Below are 19,398 nucleotides of genomic sequence, written 5' to 3' on the forward strand. Positions count from 1 at the left end.
TTCGCCCTGTCCGCGGTCCTCTCCGCCCGCGGTTCCCGGCCGGCCTCGCCCGCGAGGCCCGAGGGCTCCGCGCCCCGGGTGCCGCGCGGGGTGAGGTCACATCTCGACCGGCAGCAGCCTTCCGGTGCGCACGTCGTAGATGGCGCCGCCCACGGGCATGTCCTGGGGCAGGAAGGGGCTGGTCCTGATCCTGAGCAGGTCGTGCCGGAGGGCGGCGCCCTGGTCCGGGACCGTGTGGAACTCCAGGCTGCGGGTGTCCACGCCCTGCCGCGCGGCGATCCCGTGCACGTCGTCGTCGGTGACCTTCGCCATGCCGCAGTCGGTGTGCGGCATCACCAGGACCCGGTTCACCCCCAGCAGGTAGACGGCCAGCACGAGGGTGCGCAGCACGTCGTCGGTGACACGGGCCCCGGCGTTGCGCAGGATCTTCGCGTCGCCGGGCCGCAGCCCGAACACGCCCAAGGGGTCGATGCGGGAGTCCATGCAGGTGACCACGGCCAGTCCGCGGGCCGCCGTGCCGGTCAGCTCGGCGTCGGTGAACGTCGAGGCGAACTTCTCGTTGCCGGCCAGCAGGTCGTCGAAGGCGCTCACAGGCATACCTCTCGGTCGGTGAAATGGGCAGATCGATGATCCCTCATGTCCGTTTCATAGAGGTTTCCGGGGTCCCACTCCGGGTCTTCTCGGCTAAGATCCCGCCATCGCGGATCACTTTAGGTGATGATGCACTGACGTAAAGTAAAGACATGTGGGAAGAATCATGAGCAGAACCGAATCCCTGGCCGGATACCTGCGCGCCCAGGCCCGCAAGAAGCTGGACCGCGTGGAGCTGCGGGACGGAGGGCGCAACGCGCGCTCCGCGCTCGCGCTGCTGGACGCGACGGTGTACGTCGAGTCGCTCGACGACGACGACCCGCAGCTGGTGGCCCTCGCGGAGGTGGGGTGTTTCGGGCCCGAGGGGGCGGGTGACTTCCGTGCGCACGAGGAGGTCGACCGGCTCATCCGGCTCTGGGAGGCGGGTGAGCCCCGGCAGCTGCTGGCGGCGATCCGGTCCGCCCTGCAGGGCTCGCCCGCCTGACCTGCTTCCTCCCACCCGTGCCGCTCCGGAGGCCGCCCGGCGGTCCCCGTTCCCGGCGTGAGACGGGCCGGGACCGGGGCGCGATCGGGTGCCTGCGGCGTGCATGACCCCGCGGCGGGAGGGAAGGGGGTGCTCGACCATCGGCAACACCGTCTTCGCGACTTCGGCGGTGTCACTTCTGGGAGGAACCGTGTCGATCGCACGCATGCGGGCCGTCGTCCTCGACTGCCCCGACCCCGGCCGCCTGGCCGCCTTCTACGGGGAGCTCCTCGGCTGGAGGACCACGACCGAGGAGGACGACTGGGTGACCCTCACCGGCGAGCAGTCGCAGCGCCTCTCCTTCCAGAAGGCGCCGGACCACCGGCCGCCGGAGTGGCCCGACCCGGACCGGCCCCAGCAGTTCCATCTCGACCTGACCGTCGACGACCCGGACGAGGCCGAGGCCGCCGTGCTCAAGCTGGGCGCGGTCAAGCACGAACACCAGCCCAGCGAGGACGGCTCGTTCCGGGTGTACCTCGACCCGGCCGGCCACCCGTTCTGCCTCTGCGTGGACTGAGGCGGAACGGGGCCCCGGAGCGCGGGCGGGCGCCGGCGGATCCGCACGGTCCGCCGGCGCACGTCCCGGGGGCGATGTCCGCCGCACCTCCGCGCGCACGTCCCGGGGGCGGCGTCCGCCGCACCTCCGCGCGCCGCCCTCCGGGGCGCGGCGCCGGTGCGGCTACTCGGCCGGCGGTGGGGCGGCCCGCCCACCGGAGGCCGCGTCATCACCCGGGGAGGAGCCCAGCGCGCCGCCCACCGCGGCGACCGCGTGCGTGAGGCGGACACCGGAGCCGTCCCGGCGGCCGAGCTCCTCGGGGAGCGGGACCGGCTTGCCGGTGGCGGAGACGGCCCGGGCCGGACCGGGTCCGGCCCAGGCGAGCAGGAGCACGTCCTCGCCCTTCAGGAAGCGCTGGGCGCGCACGCCGCCGGTGGCGCGCCCCTTCGCGGGGTACTCGGCGAAGTCGGACACCTTCACCCCGCCGGTCTGGGTGCCGGGCAGCGCGGTGGAGGAACCGGCGATCGTCACGACCCTGGACTCCAGGGAGGGGTCCACCGCGCCGAACCAGATCACGTGCGCCGCCTCGTCCAGCCGGATCCCGGCCATGCCGCCCGCGGGACGGCCCTGCGGCCGCACGACGGAGGCGGGGAAGCGCAGGAGCTGCGCGTCGGAGGTGATGAAGACCAGGTCGTGCTCTTCGGAGGCCAGTTCGACCGCGCCCACCACGGTGTCGCCGTCCCGGAGCCCGATGACCTCGAACTCGTCGCGGTTGGCCGGGTAGTCGGGCACGACCCGTTTCACCACGCCCTGCGCGGTGCCGAGCGCCAGGCCCGGTCCGTCGGGGTCGAGGGAGCCGACGCCCACCACCTTCTCGCCGGGATTGAGCGTGACGTACTCGGAGACGGGGTGGCCGCCGGACAACGAGGGCGGGTCGTCCGAGGGCGGGAGCGTCGGCAGGTCCACCACCTGGATCCGGATCATCCGGCCCAGGCTGGTGACCACGCCCACCTCGCCGCGGACCGTGCTGGCGACCGCGGAGACCAGCACGTCGTGCGGTGAGCGCTCGCCCTGGCGGGGCAGCGGGCTCGCGTCGGCCGTACGGGCCAGCAGGCCCGTGGAGGAGAACAGGACCAGGCAGGGGTCGTCGGGCACCTCCAGCTCGATCGGAGCCGAGGCCTTGCGGGGCGCGCCGGTGGACTCCAGCAGGACCGTGCGGCGCGGCGTGCCGTACGTCTTGGCGACCTGGGCGAGCTCGTCGGAGACGACCTTGCGCAGCCGGTCCTCCGAGGACAGGATCGCAGTCAGCTCGGCGATCTCCGCCCGCAGGGTCTCCTGCTCCCGGTCGAGCTCCAGCTTGTCGTAGCGGGTCAGCCGGCGCAGCGGGGTGTCGAGGATGTAGGCGGCCTGGATCTCCGAGAGCGCGAAGGACTCCATCAGGCGCTCGCGCGCCTGGGCCGAGTCGTCCGAGGAGCGGATGACGCGGATGACCTCGTCGATGTTGAGCAGGGCGACGACGAGGCCCTCGACGAGGTGCAGGCGCTCCTCGCGCTTGCCGCGGCGGTACGCCGAGCGGCGGCGGACCACCTCGAGGCGGTGGTCGACGTACACCTGGAGCAGCTCGCGCAGGCCGAGGGTGCGGGGCTGGCCGTCGACCAGCGCCACGTTGTTGATGCCGAAGGTCTCCTCCATCGGCGTCAGCCGGTAGAGCTCCTCCAGCACGGCCTCCGGGATGAAGCCGTTCTTGATCTCGATGACCAGCCGGAGGCCGCGGTGGCGGTCGCTGAGGTCCTTCAGGTCGGAGATGCCCTGGAGCTTCTTGGCGGTGACCAGCTCACGGATCTTGGTGACCACGCGCTCGGGGCCGACGTTGAACGGCAGCTCGGTGACGACGATGCCCTTGCGCCGGGGGCTCACCTGCTCGATCGAGCAGGTGGCGCGCATCCGGAAGGTGCCCCGCCCGCGCGCGTAGGCGTCGCGGACGCCGTCCAGCCCGATGATCGTGCCGCCCGTGGGCAGGTCGGGGCCGGGGATGAAGCGCATCAGGTCCTCGAGGGTGGCCTGGGGCTTCTTCAGCAGGTGGCGGGCGGCGGCGACGACCTCCCCCAGGTTGTGCGGCGCCATGTTGGTGGCCATGCCGACCGCGATGCCGGTGGCCCCGTTGACCAGCAGGTTCGGGAACGCCGACGGCATGACCGTGGGCTCGGTCTCCTGGCCGTCGTAGTTGGGCTTGAAGTCGACGGTGTCCTCGTCGATCGACTCCACCATCGCCATGGCCGAGGGGGCCAGGCGCGCCTCGGTGTAGCGCATCGCGGCCGGCAGGTCGTCGGGGGAGCCGAAGTTGCCGTGCCCGTCGACCAGCGGGAGCCGCATCGAGAACGGCTGCGCCATGCGGACCAGCGCGTCGTAGATGGCGGTGTCGCCGTGCGGGTGGAGCTTGCCCATGACGTCGCCGACGACCCGGGACGACTTGACGTGCCCCCGGTCCGGCCGCAGGCCCATCTCGCGCATCGAGTACAGGATGCGGCGCTGGACCGGCTTGAGGCCGTCCCTGGCGTCGGGCAGGGCACGCTGGTAGATCACCGAGTATGCGTATTCGAGGAAGCTGGTGCGCATCTCGGCGGACACGTCGATGTCGACGATCCGCTCCTCGAAGTCCTCGTCAGCGGGGGGTGTGGTCGTCCGTCGGGCCATATCGAACATTGTGCCGAAGGACAAGGGGTGCCCGCGACTCCAACGCCCCGGGCGGACCGGTCCGCCCGGGGCGCCGGCGTGCCCGTCGCGGGCCCCGCCGCCTGCTTCCGGGCCCTGGGCCCCGCCCGCCCTCCGTCACGCTCCGTCACGCGCGGGTGCGGGGACCGGCTCCCGGCCAGGGGCCCGGGGTGCGGCCCTCGTCCCGGTCGTCGGGGACGTTCGTCCGGGTGTCGTAGACCCGGAACCCCCGGGCGCGGTAGTTGGCCAGTGCCGCCGGGCCGTCGAGGGAGCAGGTGTGCAGCCACACCCGGCGGGTCGGCTCGGCGTCCGGCCGGCGCTCCGCCAGGTCCCAGGCGCGGGCCGCGGCGACCTCCAGCAGGCGCCCGCCGGCGCCCTTGCCGATCGCCCAGGGCAGGAGCCCGAAGGAGACGATCTCGACGGCCGCGTCCTCGTGGGGGAGCAGCTCGGCGTAGCCCGCCGGGGTGCCGCGGTGGTAGGCCACCCAGGTCTCCACGCCCCGGTCGAGGAAGTCCGCCCACTGCCGCCAGGTCCACGGCAGCCGCTCGGTCCACTGCCAGTCTCCGCCGACCGCGGTGTAGAGGAAGCGGTTGAACTCCGGGGCGGGCACCTCGGCGCGCACGATGTCGAGCTCGATCGCCGGGGGCCCGGCGGGGCGCAGGTCGGACGGCGAGGTCTGCTCGAGATACCAGGTGGTGACGTCCATAGTGAGCCCTATGAAACCATCTCCCCGGTCACCCCGGATGCGGAGGAACCAGAGAAGACCGCCTCGAATACGATTCGACGATGCTCGGACATGGATCGAGGCGGACGGCCGCCGTGATGTGCCTGCTGGCAGCGCTGACCGGTTGCGGAGCGCTCGGAGACGTGGCGGAAGAAGTGGGGAAGGCCGCGGGGGAGATGGCCGACCCGGCCGTGATCACCGAGGACGCGCCGTTCAAGGGGTCTCCCTCGGAGGGGTTCGCCGACGGGATCGCGGGCGTCGAGATCCCCGAGGCCAAGGCCGTGGGCCGCTTCTCCGCCAAGGACGTCCGCTCGGCCTACCAGGTCAGCAGACGCCTGCTGGAGGCCGCCTACCTCGACGAGAAGAGCCTGCTCGGCGGGAAGCCCGAGGCCTACGCCCGGCTGCTCGACCCCGAGCAGCGCACGTTCTTCCTGAAGAACCTCGACCACGAGGACGTGGAGAAGGACACCAGGGGCTGGGTGTTCAGCTTCGCGCCGGGGACGACCGAGCTGGTCGGCGACGTCGTCAAGGTGAAGGGGAAGCTCTCCGCCGCGCCGGGCAAGGACCAGGACGTCGGCGAGATGCTGGTGGTCACCTACGAGGCGCGGTTCGTCTACGCGGTCCGGCCCGCGGGCGAGAAGAACCCCGTCGTCCGGGTGATGGCCTACATCAAGGCGCGCCACGAGTTCTGGCGGGACGAGCCCGGCGGCAGGCTCCGCCACTGGGAGGGCGAGGAGATCGACCGGTGGAGCGCGGGGACGGAGTGCGACTCCCCCGACCGGTTCCACCGTCCCGACTTCCGGTTCGAGGGCGGCGACGGCCCGGCGCAGGACGCCTACTCCGACGAGAAGGCGGCCCCGATTAAGGAAGGGGAGTGCGGGACGGTCGAGGAGATCTGACCGCCGGAGGAGCCGGCCCGCCGCCCGCTCCCGCCCCCCGCGCCCGCCGTACGGCCGGGCGGGCGCGGGGGGCGTCCCGCCGCCGGCTCCCGGCCGGCCGTACGGGGATGGACGAAACCGTCGCCCGGACCTGATAGCAATGACCGGTGAGCGAAGAGCAGCTGCTGCGGCAGGAGGCCGAGGAGCGCCTGCGGGCGCTCGCCGGGGAGCACGCCCGGCTCCGGGACGACCAGTGGGAGGCGATCAAGGCGCTGGTGGAGGACCGGCGCCGCGTGCTCGTCGTGCAGCGCACCGGCTGGGGCAAGTCGGCCGTCTACTTCATCGCCACCGCGCTCCTGCGCGAGCTGGGCGAGGGGCCGACCGTCATCGTCTCGCCGCTGCTGGCCCTGATGCGCAACCAGATCGCCGCCGCCGAGCGGGCCGGGATCCACGCGGTCACCGTCAACTCCGCCAACCCCGAGGAGTGGGAGCAGATCTACGGGCAGGTCGCCGAGGGCGCGGTCGACGTGCTGCTGGTCAGCCCCGAGCGGCTCAACAACCCCGAGTTCCGCGACCAGGTCCTGCCCGAGCTGGCCGAGAGCGCGGGCCTGGTGGTGGTGGACGAGGCGCACTGCATCTCCGACTGGGGGCACGACTTCCGTCCCGACTACCGGCGGCTGCGCACGCTCTTCGAGGAGCTGCCGGAGGGCGTGCCGGTGCTGGCCACCACCGCCACCGCCAACGCCCGCGTCACCCGCGACGTCGCCGAGCAGCTCGGCGACGAGACGCTCGTGCTGCGCGGGCCGCTGGAGCGCGAGAGCCTCCACCTGAGCGTCGTACGGCTGCGCGGCGCCGAGCAGCGCCTGGCCTGGCTCGCCCGGACCCTGCACGAGCTGCCGGGCTCCGGCATCGTCTACACCCTCACCGTGGCCGCCGCCCAGGAGGTCGCCGCCCACCTGCGCGAGCAGGGCCACGAGGTGATCGCCTACTCCGGCCAGACCGAGCAGGCCGAGCGGCTCGCCGCCGAGCAGGCGCTGCTCGACAACAAGGTCAAGGCGCTGGTCGCCACCTCCGCGCTCGGCATGGGCTACGACAAGCCCGACCTCGGCTTCGTGGTCCACGTCGGCGCCCCGCCGTCGCCGGTCGCCTACTACCAGCAGGTCGGCCGTGCCGGGCGCGGGGTCGAGCGGGCCGAGGTGATCCTGCTGCCCGGCGCCGAGGACCGGGAGATCTGGGCCTACTTCGCCTCGCTGGCCTTCCCGCCCGAGCCGGTCGTGCGCTCCGTGCTGGCCGCGCTGGAGGAGGGCGGGGTGATGTCCACCGCCGCGCTGGAGAGCCGGGTCGACCTCAGCCGGACCCGTCTGGAGACCATGCTCAAGGTCCTCGACGTCGACGGCGCGGTCCGCCGGGTCAAGGGCGGCTGGGAGGCCACCGGCGAGGAGTGGGCCTACGACGCCGAGCGCTACGCCCGGGTCGCGGCCGAGCGCGAGGCCGAGCAGCGCGCCATGCTGGAATACCTCGACATCACCGGCTGCCGCGAGGAGTTCCTCCGCCGCAGGCTGGACGACGACACGGCCACCCCGTGCGGGCGCTGCGACAACTGCACCGGCAGGCACCGCTCGCCCGAGGTCGAGGCGGAGGACGTCGAGCGCGCCGCCGCGAGCCTGCACCGGCCCGGCGTGGAGATCGAGCCGCGCCGGCAGTGGCCGACCGGGCTGAGCGACCTCAAGGGCCGGATCAAGCCCGAGCTGGGCGCCGAGCCCGGCCGGGCGCTGGGCAGGCTGACCGACATCGGGTGGGGCAACCGGCTGCGCGCCCTGCTGGCCGACGGCGCCCCCGACGGCCCGGTCCCCGACGACGTGTTCGCCGCGGTGGTCGCCGTGCTCTCGTCGTGGGAGTGGGCGCACCGCCCGGCCGCCGTGGTCGCGGTGCCGTCGGCGACCCGCCCGCTGCTGGTCCGCAGCCTGGCCGAGCGGCTGGCCCAGGTCGGGCGCCTGCCGTACCTCGGGGATCTGGGCTACCGGTCGGGGCCGCCCGCGCGGCGGTTCAACAGCGCCCAGCGGGTCCAGGCGGTCCGGGCCACGCTCGCCATGCCCACGGCGCTCGGGGCGGAGGTCGCCGCAGTGGGCGGACCGGTCCTGCTGGTCGACGACCGTGTCGACACCGGCTGGACCATGACGCTGGGCGCCGCGCTGCTCCGCCACGCGGGGGCACCCGCCGTGCTGCCGCTCGCGCTCGCGGTGACGAGCTGAACGGTGCCGAGCCGGCGGTGAGCCGAGCGGTGCCGAGCCGGCAGTGAGCCGAGCGGTGCCGAAGCCGAGCACGGCACCCCGGGGCGGCTGAGCGCGGCGCGGGGCGCTGCGGCGCGGGACGTTACGGTCGTCCGCCATGCGGGTCGGCGGTCCGCCCCCATGGTGGCCGGCCCGGCGGGTGCCTAGCGTGGGCTGGTGTGATCAGCCTTAGAGGATTGAGCAAACGCTACGGCGACCGGACGGCCGTGGACGATCTGTCACTGGATGTGAAGCCGGGTGCGGTGACCGGTTTCCTCGGGCCGAACGGGGCGGGCAAGTCCACCACGATGCGCATGATCCTGGGCCTCGACCGCCCGACGGCCGGCACGGCGCTCATCAAAGGCGTGCCGTACCACGAGATCAGGCGACCGCTGCGGACGGTCGGCGCGCTGCTCGACGCGCGCGCGGTGCATCCGGGGCGCAGCTGCCGGGCGCACCTGCTGGCGCTGGCGCGCAGCAACGGCATCGCGAAGAGCCGGGTGGAGGAGGTCCTGGAGACGGTCGGGCTGGCGGAGGCGGCACACCGGCGGGCCGGTGCGCTCTCGCTGGGCATGAGCCAGCGGCTCGGCATCGCGGGCGCGCTGCTGGGCGACCCCGAGGTGGTGATGTTCGACGAGCCCGTCAACGGCCTCGACCCCGACGGCGTGCGCTGGGTGCGCCACCTGATGCGTTCGCTGGCCGACCAGGGCCGCACGGTCTTCGTCTCCAGCCACCTGATGAGCGAGATGCAGCTGACCGCCGACCACCTCGTGGTGATCGGCAGGGGACGGCTCATCATGGACGCGCCGCTGGCGGAGGTCATCGCGCGCAGCTCGCTGACCGCCGTGGTGGTGCGCAGCCCGCACGCGGGCGACTTCTCCGCGCGGCTGGCCTCCGCCGGGATCCGGGCGGAGCGGTCGGGGGAGAACGAGCTGGTCGCCACCGGCGCCGCAATCGAGCGGGTCGGCGACCTGGCGTACGAGGCCGGCATCCGGCTGCACGGCCTGAGCACGCGCCAGGCCTCGCTGGAGCAGGCTTACGCGGAGCTGACCGCGGACAGCACGGAGTACGGCGCCCGGAGGGAAGGTGCGCGGAATGGCGATCGGTGAACTGGGCCGGGCGGCCGGCGCCGAGTGGACGAAGCTGTGGTCGGTCCGCTCCACCTGGTGGTGCCTGGCGGGCGCGGTCGTGCTCACGGCGCTGAGCGCGCTGACGGTGGGCGGGGCCAGGGCGACGGAGGCGCTCCGCGCCGGCGGGGCGGCGACCTTCCCGGCGAGCGAACCGGTGGTCACCGCGGCGGTCTTCGCCCAGTTCGCGCTGGTCGCCCTGGCGATGCTGGCGATCACCTCCGAGTACTCCTCGGGTGGCATCCGCCTCACCCTGCAGGCCGTCCCGGTCCGCGGGCGGATGCTCGCCGCCAAAGCACTGGTGGTGGCGCCGGTGGCGTTCGCGGCGGGGGTGCTGTCCGGGGGCGCGGCGGTGGCGGTGGTGTACGCGGTGCTCTCCGGCGACCTGTTCGGCGGTCTCGTCACCCTGCCGCCCGCCGAGATCGCCGCTGACCTGCTGGGGGTCGGCGCCCTCTTCGCCCTGGTCTCGGTGGTCGCGATCGGCGCGGGAGCCGCGCTGCGCAGCGCGGCGGGCACCCTGACCGCGGTGTTCATGCTGCTGATGGGCCTGCCGCTGATGCTGGCGATGACCGGTGCCCCGGTGGCGCTGGAGGCCGCGCTGCGCACGCCGCTACCGGCCTGGCTGGCCCTCATGGGGAGCACCGACGAGAAGATCGGCGCTCCCCTCTACCCGGCGGGTGAGGGGCTCGCCTGGCTGCTCGCGTGGACGGCGGCGGCGGTGGCGGCGGGCCACGCCGTACTGCGCGGGCGCGACGCGTAGGCTCTGAAGATCATGTCTGTCGGCCGGATCGCTTCCAAGCTCGCGGGGATCGCCACGGGTACGCTCCTCGGCCTCGCCGAGCTGGTCTTCCTCTGCCTGGCTTGGCCCGCGGCCGTGATCCCGGCCGTGCGCCCCGCCGCCGGCCGGGGCGCGGCCCGGCTCGTGGAACTCGAGCGGGCCCGGCTGGCGGGCAGGCTCGGCCGGGGCGCGGCACGGCCCGCCGGGCCCCCGGCCGGTACGGCGCGGCCGGGCGTCTACTTCTTCCTCGCCGCGCGCGCCGTGCTCGGGGTGCTCGGCGGATACCTGTGCGCGTCGGGCCTGTTCGTCGGAGGGCTCTTCTTCTTCGGCGGGCTGTGGGACCTGGTCTCGGGCGGGTCCGCCCCGGTGCCGCTGGAGCTGCCGGGTGTCAAGCTGGTCACCGGCGACTGGGCGGTCGGCCTGGCGGCCGGGGCGGTGCTGCTGGCGCTGGTCGCGCTCTGGGTCCTGCTGCTCGACGCCGCCGACCGGCGGCTGGCAGGCCGTTTCCTGGGGCCGGCCGGGCAGGAGCTGATGCGCAGGCGCATCGCAGAGCTGACCGTGACCCGCTCGGGCCTCCTGCGGGCCATCGACGACGAGCGGCGCAGGATCGAGCGCGACCTGCACGACGGCGTGCAGCAGCGCGGGGTGGCGCTGGCCATGCTGCTGGGCCGCGCCCGGTACGACCCCGACCCGGCCAGGGCCGCCGAACTGGTGGACCAGGCATACACCGAGTCGCGCCGGCTGCTCGACGAACTGCGCAGCGTGGCCTGGCGGATCTACCCGACGGCCCTCGACGAGCTGGGGCTGCGCACCGCGCTCGCGGGGGTCGCCGAGCGGGCGGCCGTGCCGGTGACCGTGCACTACGGGCTGGCCGGCCGACCCGTCTCCGAGGTGGAGACGGCCCTGTACTTCGTGGCCCGGGAGGCGATCACCAACGCGGTCAAGCACGCGGGGGCGCGTGACATCCTGGTCGTCCTGACCGAGGACGAGCGGACGGTGAGCGTGACGGTCTCGGACGACGGCACGGGCGGGGCCGACCCATCGGGCGGAGGGCTCTCCGGGCTGGCCCGGCGCGTCCTGGCGCTCGACGGCGTCTTCACCGTCGACAGCCCCGACGGGGGCCCCACGAAGATCACCGCGACGCTGCCGAAGGAGACGCCGTGCGACTGATCCTGGCGGACGACTCGGTGCTGCTCCGCGAAGGCCTGATCCGGCTGCTCGGCGACGCCGGCCACGACGTCGTCGCCGCGGTCGGGGACGCGCCGGCGCTGCTCGACGCCGTCGAACGGCACCGGCCCGACGTCGCCGTCATCGACGTGCGGATGCCGCCGACCCACACCGACGAGGGGCTGCGGGCCGCGCTGGAGATCCGCGAGCGCCGTCCGGAGGTCGGCGTGCTCGTCCTGTCGCAGTACGTGGAGAAGACCTACGCGGCCACGCTCCTCGCCGGTCCCCCGGTGGGGCTGGGCTACCTGCTGAAGGACCGGGTCTCTGAGGTGGCCGACTTCCTCGCCTCGCTCGAGCGCGTGCACGCGGGCGGCGCCGTCTTCGACCCCGAGGTGGTCCGCCAGCTCCTCGCCCGGACCACCCGCGCCGACCCGCTGAGCAGGCTGAGCGGGCGCGAGGCGGAGGTCCTGGAGCACCTCGCGCAGGGCTTCGTCAACGCGGCGATCGCCGCGCGCCTGCACGTCTCGCTGAGCACCGTCGAGAAGCACGTCAACGCCATCATGGACAAGCTCGACCTGCCGAGCGATCCGGACTACAGCCGCAGGGTGCTGGCGATCCTGCGCTATCTCGACGGCTGACCGCCCGGGGCGGGACCGGTCAGAGGCGGGGGCGGGCCCCGAGGTGGGCCAGGGCCTTGGCGGCCAGGCGGTTGCCCGCGGCGAGGGCCTCGGCCGGGGGCTTGCCCTCCAGCCAGGCCGGCAGGAAGCCCGCGGTGAACGCGTCACCCGCACCGGTGCCGTCGACCACCCGCTCCACGGGCTCGGCGGGGGCCGTGACCGGCTCGCTGCGGCTGTTGGAGTACCACAGCGAGCCCTCGGCGCCCTGCTTGATGACGACCTGCGGGAACCACGCGGTGAGCACCTTGGCCGCGGCGGCGGGCTCGTCGCGGCCGGTCAGCACCTTGGCCTGGTCGGTGTTGGCGAACAGCAGCTTGGCGTTCTGGGTCCACTCCAGGAACGGCTCGGCCCCGGTCCGCTCCAGCGGGGCCGAGGAGGCGCAGTCGACCGAGATGGTCATCCCGGCCCGGCCGGCCGTCTCCAGCGCCGCCAGCCCGGCCTCGCGGGAGCCCTCGTTGAGCAGGGTGTAGCCCGACAGGTGCAGGTGGCCGCCCTGCGAGAACAGGTCGCGGGGGAGGTCCTCGGGGGACAGGGCCGCGTTGGCGCCGGGGTCGGAGAGCATGGTGCGCTCGCCCTTGTGGGTGACGAGCACGACGCAGGTGCCGGTCGGCCGCTCGGGGTCCATGACGAGGCGGGCGTCCACGCCGTAGCCCATGAGCTCCATGTCGCGGTTGCGGCCGGTGATGTCGGCGCCGCGGCGGCCGATGAAGGCCACCTCCGAGCCCTCCACGGCCAGCCAGGAGGCGATGTTGGCCCCGGACCCGCCGCCGTGCATCGTGACCACGGCCGGGGTGTCGCTGGCCCGCGCCAGCGGATAGCGAGCCCGCGCGACCGCGTCGGTCATGAGATCGCCCACCACGACCACCCGCGTCATGATGTCACCGCCTTGTGCCTTCGATGCCGACGTGCTTAGGGGACCGCGAAAAACCTAACAGTTTCCGGCCTGCCCGGGGGGTGCGGAACGGACACCGGACCTCAGTCGATGCACAAGCGTTGCCAGAACGCCCCCGGCGGGTCCGACATGTGGGATTCGCGTTTACTCTCGGGACTGTGGAGGCTCAATACCCCGCCCACTGGGAGGCGGACGTCGTCCTGTACGACGGCGGCACCGCGCACGTGCGCCCGATCCGGCCCGCCGACGCCGACCGGCTGAGGGCCTTCTACTCCCGGCTCTCCGAGGAGTCGATCTACTTCCGCTTCTTCGGCCCCCGGCCCCGGCTGTCCGACCGGGAGGTGACCCGCTTCACCAACGTCGACTACGTGGACCGGGTCGCGCTGATCGCGACGATCGGCACGGAGATGGTGGCCGTGATCCGCTACGACCGGATCGAGGACGGGGAGGCCGAGGTGGCCTTCCTCGTCGAGGACGCCCACCAGGGCCGGGGCGTCGCCTCCGTCCTGCTGGAGCACCTGGCCGAGACCGCCCGGGAGAACGGCATCGCCAGGTTCGTCGCCGACGTGCTGCCCGCCAACCAGAAGATGATGGCGGTGCTCAAGCAGGCCGGCTACACCGCGCAGAGCCGTTTCGCCGACGGCGTGGTGCGGATGACGCTCGACCTCACCCCCACCGAGACCTCCCAGGCGGTGACCGCCTCCCGCGAGCACCGCGCCGAGGCCCGCTCCATCGAGCGGCTGCTCACCCCGGGGTCGGTGGCGGTCGTCGGAGCCGGCCGGGACCCGGGCGGGGTCGGCCAGACCGTGCTGCGCAACCTGCTGGCCGCGGACTTCGCCGGCCCGGTCTACCCGGTCCACCGCGAGGCCCGGGCCGTGGCGGGCGTGCGGGCCTACCCGAGCGTGACGGCCATCGACGGCGAGGTGGACCTCGCCGTGCTCGCCGTACCGGCCGACGGGGTGATCGAGGTCGTCAAGGAGTGCGCGGAGAAGGGCGTGCGCGGGCTCATCGTGGTCTCCTCGGGCTTCGGCGAGACCGGGCCGGAGGGACGGGCCCGCCAGGACGAGCTGGTCCGCATCGCCCGCGCGTACGGCCTGCGCGTGGTCGGCCCCAACTGCCTGGGCATCGCCAACACCGACCCGGCGGTCCGGCTGAACGCCACCCTCGCCGCGACCATCCCCGGCCGGGGCCGGGTCGGCTTCTTCAGCCAGTCGGGCGCGCTGGGCACCGCGCTGCTGCACCGGGTCGCCGAGCGGGGCATGGGCATCTCCTCGTTCGTCTCGGCGGGCAACCGCGCCGACGTGTCGGGCAACGACCTGCTGCAGTACTGGGAGGAGGATCCGGACACCGACGTGATCCTGCTCTACCTGGAGTCGCTGGGGAACCCCCGCAAGTTCGCCCGGCTGACCCGGCGCATCTCCCGGCGCAAGCCGGTCGTGGTGGTCAAGAGCGGCGGCACCACCCAGGGCGTGCCCCTCGGCCACGCCGCCCCGGTGCTCGGCCTGCCCGACAGCGCGCTCAGCGCGCTGTTCGAGCAGGCCGGGGTGATCCGGGTGGAGGACCTCATCCAGCAGTTCGACGTGGCGCAGCTGCTGGCCCACCAGCCGCTGCCCGCCGGGCCCCGGGTCGGCCTGGTCGGCAACTCCGACGCGCTGGCCCTGCTGGCCGTGGACGCCTGCGTGCGCGCGGGCCTCGAGCCCCGCCCGCCGGTCAACCTCGGCGCGCGCGCCGGGGCCGCCGAGTTCGGCCGGGCCCTGGCCTCCCTCCTGCCGGAGGTGGACGCCGCGGTCGTGATCTACATGCCGCCGATCCCGGGCCGCGCCGGCGAGGTCGCCGCCGAGCTGCTGCGCGTCTCACAGGAGGGCGGCAAGCCGGTGCTGGCCACCTTCGAGGGACGGCTCGGCATGCTCCCCGAGCTGCGGGTCGGCGCGGACGTCCCGGAGCGGGGCTCCATCCCGTCCTACGCGGCGCCGGAGGAGGCGGTGCGCGCCCTCGCCCACGTCGTGCGGTACGCGCGCTGGCGGGAGCGGCCCGTCGGCGCGCCCGCGGAGCTCGACGGGGTGGACCCCGCCGCCGCGCGGGCGCTCGTCGAGCGGCTGCTCGGCGCGGGAGAAGCGGCGGGCACGGCGGTGGGCACGGCGGCGGCGCAGCAGGCCGAGCGCGTGCCGTCCGGCGCGGAGGTCGCGCGGCTGCTGGCCTGCTACGGGCTGACCGTCTGGCCCGCCGAGGTGGTCGGCTCGCCGGAGCAGGCCGTGGACGCCGCCGAGCGGCTGGGCTGGCCGGTGGTGCTGAAGGCCGCCGATCCGGAGGCGGCCAAGCGGGCCGGGACGGTCCGGCTGGGCCTGGCCGGACCGGACGGGGTGCGCGACGCCTACGCGGACCTGCACCGGCAGCTCGGGCCCGATGCCGTGCTCGCCGTGCAGCGCATGGTCCCGCAGCCGGCGGTGCCGACCGTGGTGAACGTCGTGGAGGACTCCGGGTTCGGCGCCGTGGTCTCCTTCGGGCTGGGAGAGGTGACGGCCCGGCTGCTGCGCGACGAGGCCTACCGGCTGGCCCCGCTGACCCGCGAGGACGCGGCCGAGCTCGTCGAGTCGCCGCGCGCGGCGCCGCTGCTGTCCGGCCAGTACGGGTACCCGCCGGTGGCGGTCGAGGCGCTGGAGGACCTGCTGGTGCGGGTGGGCAGGCTCGCCGACGACCTGCCCGAGGTGGCGCGGCTCGAACTCGACCCGGTGCTGGTGGGCGAGTCCGAGGTCGTCGTGCTGGGGGCGCGCGCCGTACTGCGGCACCCCGTCGGGCCCCGGCCCGACGCCGGCCCGCGCCGCCTGCGGTGAGGCGGCCGCGCCGGGGCCGGGCCGCGGCGCTCGGGGTGAAACCGGCGCCCGGGACAGGGCAGGATGGACCCATGAGGGAAACCCGACTCTCGACCGCCGGCCTGCGCGAGGCCATCGACCGCAGCGGCTACTACCCCGACCTGGTCGCCGACGCGGTCGGATCCGCCCTGGGCGAGGAGCAGGTGGACGCCTACGTGGTGCACCACGAGGCCACCTTCGATCCGGCCATGGAGGTGCGCAGGCACGTCACCGTCCTGGTGCTCTCGCCCACCCGGCTGCTGGTCTGCCACACCGACGAGCACCCGGCGGTGGAAGGGGTCTCGGCCTCCCACGCCTCCACCACCACCGAGGCCGTCCTGCTGCGCCGGATCCAGTCCGTGTCCGTCACCCGCGTCGTGCCCGACCCCGCCTCCTACGCGCCCGGCGTGCCGCCCACCGAGGTCACGCTCACCATCGGCTGGGGCGCCATCTCCCACGTCGACCTGGAGCCGGCCACCTGCGGCGACGAGAACTGCGAGGCCGACCACGGATACACCGGCGCGATCACGGCCGACGACCTGTCCCTCCGGGTGAGCGAGGCGGCCGACGGCCCCGAGGCCGTCTCCCAGGTCCTGGCCTTCGCCAAGGCCCTGTCGGAGGCCACCGCCCGCGCGGCGGCCCGGTGAGTCCGGCCTCCCCGCTGGTCCCCGCGTACGGCGAGGCGTCGCTGGCCGACCTGTCTGCCTCGCTCCTCGCCGTGCTGGGCGCGGGCGGCGGCAACCCGCTGGGGCTCGCCCCCGCCGACCGGGTCCTGCTCTTCCTCGTCGACGGCCTGGGCGCCGAACTGCTGCGCGCCCACCCCGAGACGGCGCCCTTCCTGTCGTCGCGGACCGGCCGGGTGCTCACCGCGGGCTTCCCCGCCACCACCGCGACGAGCCTGGGCACGCTCGGCACCGGCCTGCCGCCGGGCGAGCACGGCATGCTGGGCTACCAGCTGGCCGTGCCGGGTGCGGGCTATCTGTTCAACTGCCTGCGCTGGACCGCGCTGGGCCCGCTGATCGCGCCCGAGGAGTGGCAGCCCACCACGACCGTCTTCGAGCGCGCGGCGGCGGCCGGGATCAGCGTCCGCTACGTCGCCCCGTCCCACTTCGAGGGCACCGGGTTCAACCAGGCCGTCTACCGCGGCGTCGGCTTCGTCGGCGCGGACGGGATCGACGACCGCGTCGAGGGGGTCCGCCGCGCCCTGGCCGAGCCCCGCGCCCACGTCACCGTCTACTACGGCGACCTCGACGCCGCCGGCCACATGCACGGCTGGGGCGCCCCCGAGTGGCTCGAGCAGCTCGCCCGGGTCGACCGGATGGCCGAGCGGCTGGCCGGGACGCTCCCGCCCGGGTCGGTGATGTACGTCACCGCCGACCACGGCATGGTCAACGCCACCGACCGCGTCGACGCCGACGCCGTCCCCGCCCTGCGCGAGGGCGTCGCGCTGCTGGGCGGCGAGGCCAGGGCCCGGCACGTCTACGCCGGGCCCGGCGCCGCCGACGCGGTGTTGGAGAACTGGCGCGGCGTCCTCGGCGAGGCCGCCTGGGTGGCCTCCCGGGCCGAGGCGGTCGAGTCCGGCTGGTTCGGCCCCCGGGTCCGCCCGGAGTGGCTGCCCAGGATCGGCGACGTGGTCGCCGTGCCACGCGACGGGACCGTCGTGACCGCCTCGGCGGCCGAACCGCTGGAGTCGTCGTTCACCGGCTACCACGGCTCGCTGACCCCCGCCGAGCAGTACGTCCCCCTCCTGGAGGTGAGCACCCGATGAGCCCGCTGATCACTCCCGCCGGCCTGGCCGCGCTGCCGGAGGCGTCCCTGCTCGACGTGCGCTGGAAGCTCGGCGGGCCGCCCGGGATCGAGGAGTACCGGCGCGGGCACGTCCCCGGCGCCGTCTTCTGCGACCTCGACGCCGACCTGGCAGGCCCGCCGGGGCCGCGGGGCCGCCACCCGCTGCCGGAGGCGGACCGCTTCCAGGCCGCGATGCGCCGCCTCGGCGTCTCCGCCTCGCGGCCCGTGGTCGTCTACGACGACGCCGGTTCCATGGCCGCCGCCCGCGCCTGGTGGACGCTGCGCTACTTCGGCCACCCCGACGTCCGGGTCCTCGACGGAGGGCTGCGGGCCTGGACCGCCGAGGGGCGCCCCCTCTCCGCCGAGATCCCGGAGCCCGCCTCCGGCGACTTCACCGCCCGGCCGGGCGGCATGCCGGTGCTCGACGCCGGCGCGGCCGCCGACCTGGCCGCCGAGGGCCTGCTGCTGGACGCCCGCGCCGCCGAGCGCTACCGGGGGGAGGTCGAGCCGGTCGACCCCGTCGCCGGGCACATCCCCGGTGCGGTCAGCGCCCCCACGACGGAGAACGTCGAGCCGTCCGGGCGCTTCCACGCGCCGCACTTCCTGCGGGAGCGCTTCAACACCCTCGGCGCGGTGCCCGGGGTGGAGGTGGGCACCTACTGCGGTTCCGGCGTGACGGCCGCCCACCAGGTGCTGGCGCTCCAGATCGCGGGCATCCCGGCCGCGCTCTACGTCGGCTCCTGGTCCGAGTGGGTGGCCGACCCGTCCCGGCCGGTCGCCACCGGCTGATCCCCGTACCCGAAGCACGCGAAGCCGTCCACCCCCGTGCTCCGGCCCGCCTCGGCCAGCGCCGCGGCGGGCGGGAGCCCCGCGGCCAGCAGGCCGTGGAAGGCCGTCATCAGCGTCAGGGTCTCGTCGTCGCGCACCGGCACCAGCCCGGCCACCACGCAGCGCGTCCCCGACGCCAGGAACGCCCCCGCCAGCCCCAGCGGCGCCCCGTCGGCGGGGGCGTGCGCCATCCCGGCGTCGCACGCCGAGAGCACCACCAGCTCCGGCGGCGTGCGGAGCCGGAGCAGGTCGTAGGCCATGAGGCGGCCGTCGTCGAGGTCGATGCCGGACAGCAGCGGGCTGCGCGCGCAGAACGTCCCGTGGGCGGCCAGGTGCGCCACCGCGGCCCGCTCCAGCGCCGCCGTGACCGCCCGCCGCGTGGCCGGCACCCGTTCCGTGCCCGGCCGGCGGGCGGCGACCATCTCCGCCTCCTCCCCGGCGCAGCGCAGGCCCGGCCCGGCCACCGCGACGGTCCCGCCCCGCCGCGGGGCCGCCTCCGCGCCCCCCGCCCGCCGCCCGGCCAGCCAGGCGGCGGCGCTCACCGCGACGGTCACGGGACGGCCCGCGACCGTCGGGAGCAGCGGCCACGGGAGCACGTGCAGCGCGCCGGCCGGGACGACCACCAGCGGCCGGTCGCCCAGCAGGGGGAGCAGCGGCCCGAGCAGCATCCGCTCCACCGCCCGCGCCTCCGCCGCCAGGCCGGGGTCCTCCCCGTCGAGCAGGTGCCTGCGGCGCAGGCCGTAGCGGAGCCTGACGACGGCCTCCGCGGCGGCCGCGAGGGAGCCCAGGCGGCGCAGCGCCACCCTGCCGGGCGTGACCGCGACGGCGGCCAGCTCGTCGCCGTGGCGGACGAACTCGACCAGTGCCGCGCCGCCCAGCGCCGCCCGCAGCTCCCGCGGGCCGGGAGGGGAGAGGCGCCCGGCGTCCCGCGCGCCTCCGGCGAACGCCCGCCACCGCTCGGCCCAGGCCAGCACCGTGCGGGCCCGGCCGCCGTGCAGGGCGAGTGCCAGGGCCAGCGCCGCCAGCGGTTCACCCGAGCGGGCGGCCTCGGCCCCGGCCGGGGAGCCGCCTGCCGGACCGGCGGCCCCGGCCGGAGGC

17 protein-coding genes are annotated in these 19,398 nt (G+C 75.0%); 12 read left to right on the forward strand and 5 right to left on the reverse strand.

What is annotated here, in order from left to right; translation table 11 throughout:
- Positions 1 to 96 precede the first annotated feature (96 nt).
- Positions 97 to 597, reverse strand: coding sequence for a beta-class carbonic anhydrase (locus tag ABD823_RS29300; RefSeq protein ID WP_344865235.1), 501 nt, complete (start codon positions 595 to 597; stop codon positions 97 to 99).
- Between the two features lie 160 nt (positions 598 to 757).
- On the opposite strand from ABD823_RS29300, the gene ABD823_RS29305 reads away from it, so the two are divergent.
- Both ABD823_RS29305 and ABD823_RS29310 read left to right on the forward strand, forming a co-directional pair.
- Positions 758 to 1,075, forward strand: a complete 318-nt coding sequence (locus tag ABD823_RS29305; protein WP_344865237.1) for a hypothetical protein — start codon at positions 758 to 760, stop codon at positions 1,073 to 1,075.
- Positions 1,076 to 1,265: 190 nt separating this feature from the next.
- Positions 1,266 to 1,631 carry a VOC family protein gene (locus ABD823_RS29310; protein WP_344865239.1) on the forward strand — a complete coding sequence of 122 codons (366 nt, stop codon included), beginning with the start codon at positions 1,266 to 1,268 and terminating at the stop codon, positions 1,629 to 1,631.
- Between the two features lie 162 nt (positions 1,632 to 1,793).
- Here ABD823_RS29310 and ABD823_RS29315 read toward each other — a convergent pair whose 3' ends face one another.
- Positions 1,794 to 4,304, reverse strand: coding sequence for a DNA gyrase/topoisomerase IV subunit A (locus tag ABD823_RS29315; RefSeq protein ID WP_344865241.1), 2,511 nt, complete (start codon positions 4,302 to 4,304; stop codon positions 1,794 to 1,796).
- A gap of 145 nt (positions 4,305 to 4,449) precedes the next feature.
- Positions 4,450 to 5,028 carry a GNAT family N-acetyltransferase gene (locus ABD823_RS29320; protein WP_344865243.1) on the reverse strand — a complete coding sequence of 193 codons (579 nt, stop codon included), beginning with the start codon at positions 5,026 to 5,028 and terminating at the stop codon, positions 4,450 to 4,452.
- An 80-nt stretch (positions 5,029 to 5,108) separates the two neighbouring features.
- Between ABD823_RS29320 and ABD823_RS29325 the strand changes: the two genes are divergently transcribed.
- From ABD823_RS29325 to ABD823_RS29350, 6 genes are all read left to right on the forward strand, one after another.
- A complete protein-coding gene (locus ABD823_RS29325) occupies positions 5,109 to 5,945 on the forward strand; it encodes a hypothetical protein (RefSeq protein WP_344865245.1) in 837 nt (278 codons plus the stop codon).
- 146 nt (positions 5,946 to 6,091) lie between these two features.
- Positions 6,092 to 8,176 carry a RecQ family ATP-dependent DNA helicase gene (locus ABD823_RS29330; RefSeq protein ID WP_344865247.1) on the forward strand — a complete coding sequence of 695 codons (2,085 nt, stop codon included), beginning with the start codon at positions 6,092 to 6,094 and terminating at the stop codon, positions 8,174 to 8,176.
- 197 nt (positions 8,177 to 8,373) lie between these two features.
- Positions 8,374 to 9,303, forward strand: coding sequence for an ABC transporter ATP-binding protein (locus ABD823_RS29335; protein WP_344865249.1), 930 nt, complete (start codon positions 8,374 to 8,376; stop codon positions 9,301 to 9,303).
- On the forward strand, positions 9,290 to 10,081 hold the full coding sequence (locus tag ABD823_RS29340) for an ABC transporter permease (RefSeq protein WP_344865251.1): 792 nt from the start codon (positions 9,290 to 9,292) through the stop codon (positions 10,079 to 10,081). The genes ABD823_RS29335 and ABD823_RS29340 overlap by 14 nt, the downstream gene beginning before the upstream one ends.
- 12 nt (positions 10,082 to 10,093) lie before the next feature.
- Positions 10,094 to 11,269 (forward strand): sensor histidine kinase, encoded by a 1,176-nt coding sequence (locus tag ABD823_RS29345; protein WP_344865253.1) that lies wholly within the window; start codon positions 10,094 to 10,096, stop codon positions 11,267 to 11,269.
- Positions 11,260 to 11,904 (forward strand): response regulator, encoded by a 645-nt coding sequence (locus ABD823_RS29350; RefSeq protein ID WP_344865255.1) that lies wholly within the window; start codon positions 11,260 to 11,262, stop codon positions 11,902 to 11,904. The genes ABD823_RS29345 and ABD823_RS29350 overlap by 10 nt, the downstream gene beginning before the upstream one ends.
- 19 nt (positions 11,905 to 11,923) lie before the next feature.
- Here the strand turns inward: ABD823_RS29350 and ABD823_RS29355 are convergent, their stop codons facing one another.
- A complete protein-coding gene (locus tag ABD823_RS29355) occupies positions 11,924 to 12,817 on the reverse strand; it encodes a carbohydrate kinase family protein (RefSeq protein ID WP_344865257.1) in 894 nt (297 codons plus the stop codon).
- Between the two features lie 176 nt (positions 12,818 to 12,993).
- On the opposite strand from ABD823_RS29355, the gene ABD823_RS29360 reads away from it, so the two are divergent.
- The 4 genes from ABD823_RS29360 to ABD823_RS29375 all read left to right on the forward strand — a co-directional run bounded on the left by ABD823_RS29360 (position 12,994) and on the right by ABD823_RS29375 (position 18,261).
- Entirely contained in the window at positions 12,994 to 15,666 is a 2,673-nt protein-coding gene (locus tag ABD823_RS29360; RefSeq protein WP_344865259.1) for a bifunctional acetate--CoA ligase family protein/GNAT family N-acetyltransferase, read from the forward strand.
- A 71-nt stretch (positions 15,667 to 15,737) separates the two neighbouring features.
- A complete protein-coding gene (locus ABD823_RS29365; RefSeq protein ID WP_344865261.1) occupies positions 15,738 to 16,331 on the forward strand; it encodes a DUF5998 family protein in 594 nt (197 codons plus the stop codon).
- Complete coding sequence (locus ABD823_RS29370; RefSeq protein ID WP_344865263.1) at positions 16,328 to 17,452, forward strand: alkaline phosphatase family protein; 1,125 nt, start codon at positions 16,328 to 16,330, stop codon at positions 17,450 to 17,452. Before ABD823_RS29365 ends, ABD823_RS29370 begins: the two co-directional genes overlap by 4 nt.
- Positions 17,449 to 18,261 (forward strand): sulfurtransferase, encoded by an 813-nt coding sequence (locus tag ABD823_RS29375; protein WP_344865265.1) that lies wholly within the window; start codon positions 17,449 to 17,451, stop codon positions 18,259 to 18,261. The genes ABD823_RS29370 and ABD823_RS29375 overlap by 4 nt, the downstream gene beginning before the upstream one ends.
- Here the strand turns inward: ABD823_RS29375 and ABD823_RS29380 are convergent.
- Positions 18,201 to 19,398 (reverse strand): CHAT domain-containing protein (locus tag ABD823_RS29380; protein ID WP_344865267.1); only part of this gene is annotated, 1,198 nt, incomplete at its 5' end. The two genes, ABD823_RS29375 and ABD823_RS29380, sit on opposite strands and share 61 nt — an antisense overlap.

This window comes from Planomonospora alba (assembly GCF_039534085.1).
Classification (GTDB): Bacteria; Actinomycetota; Actinomycetes; order Streptosporangiales; family Streptosporangiaceae; genus Planomonospora_B; species Planomonospora_B alba.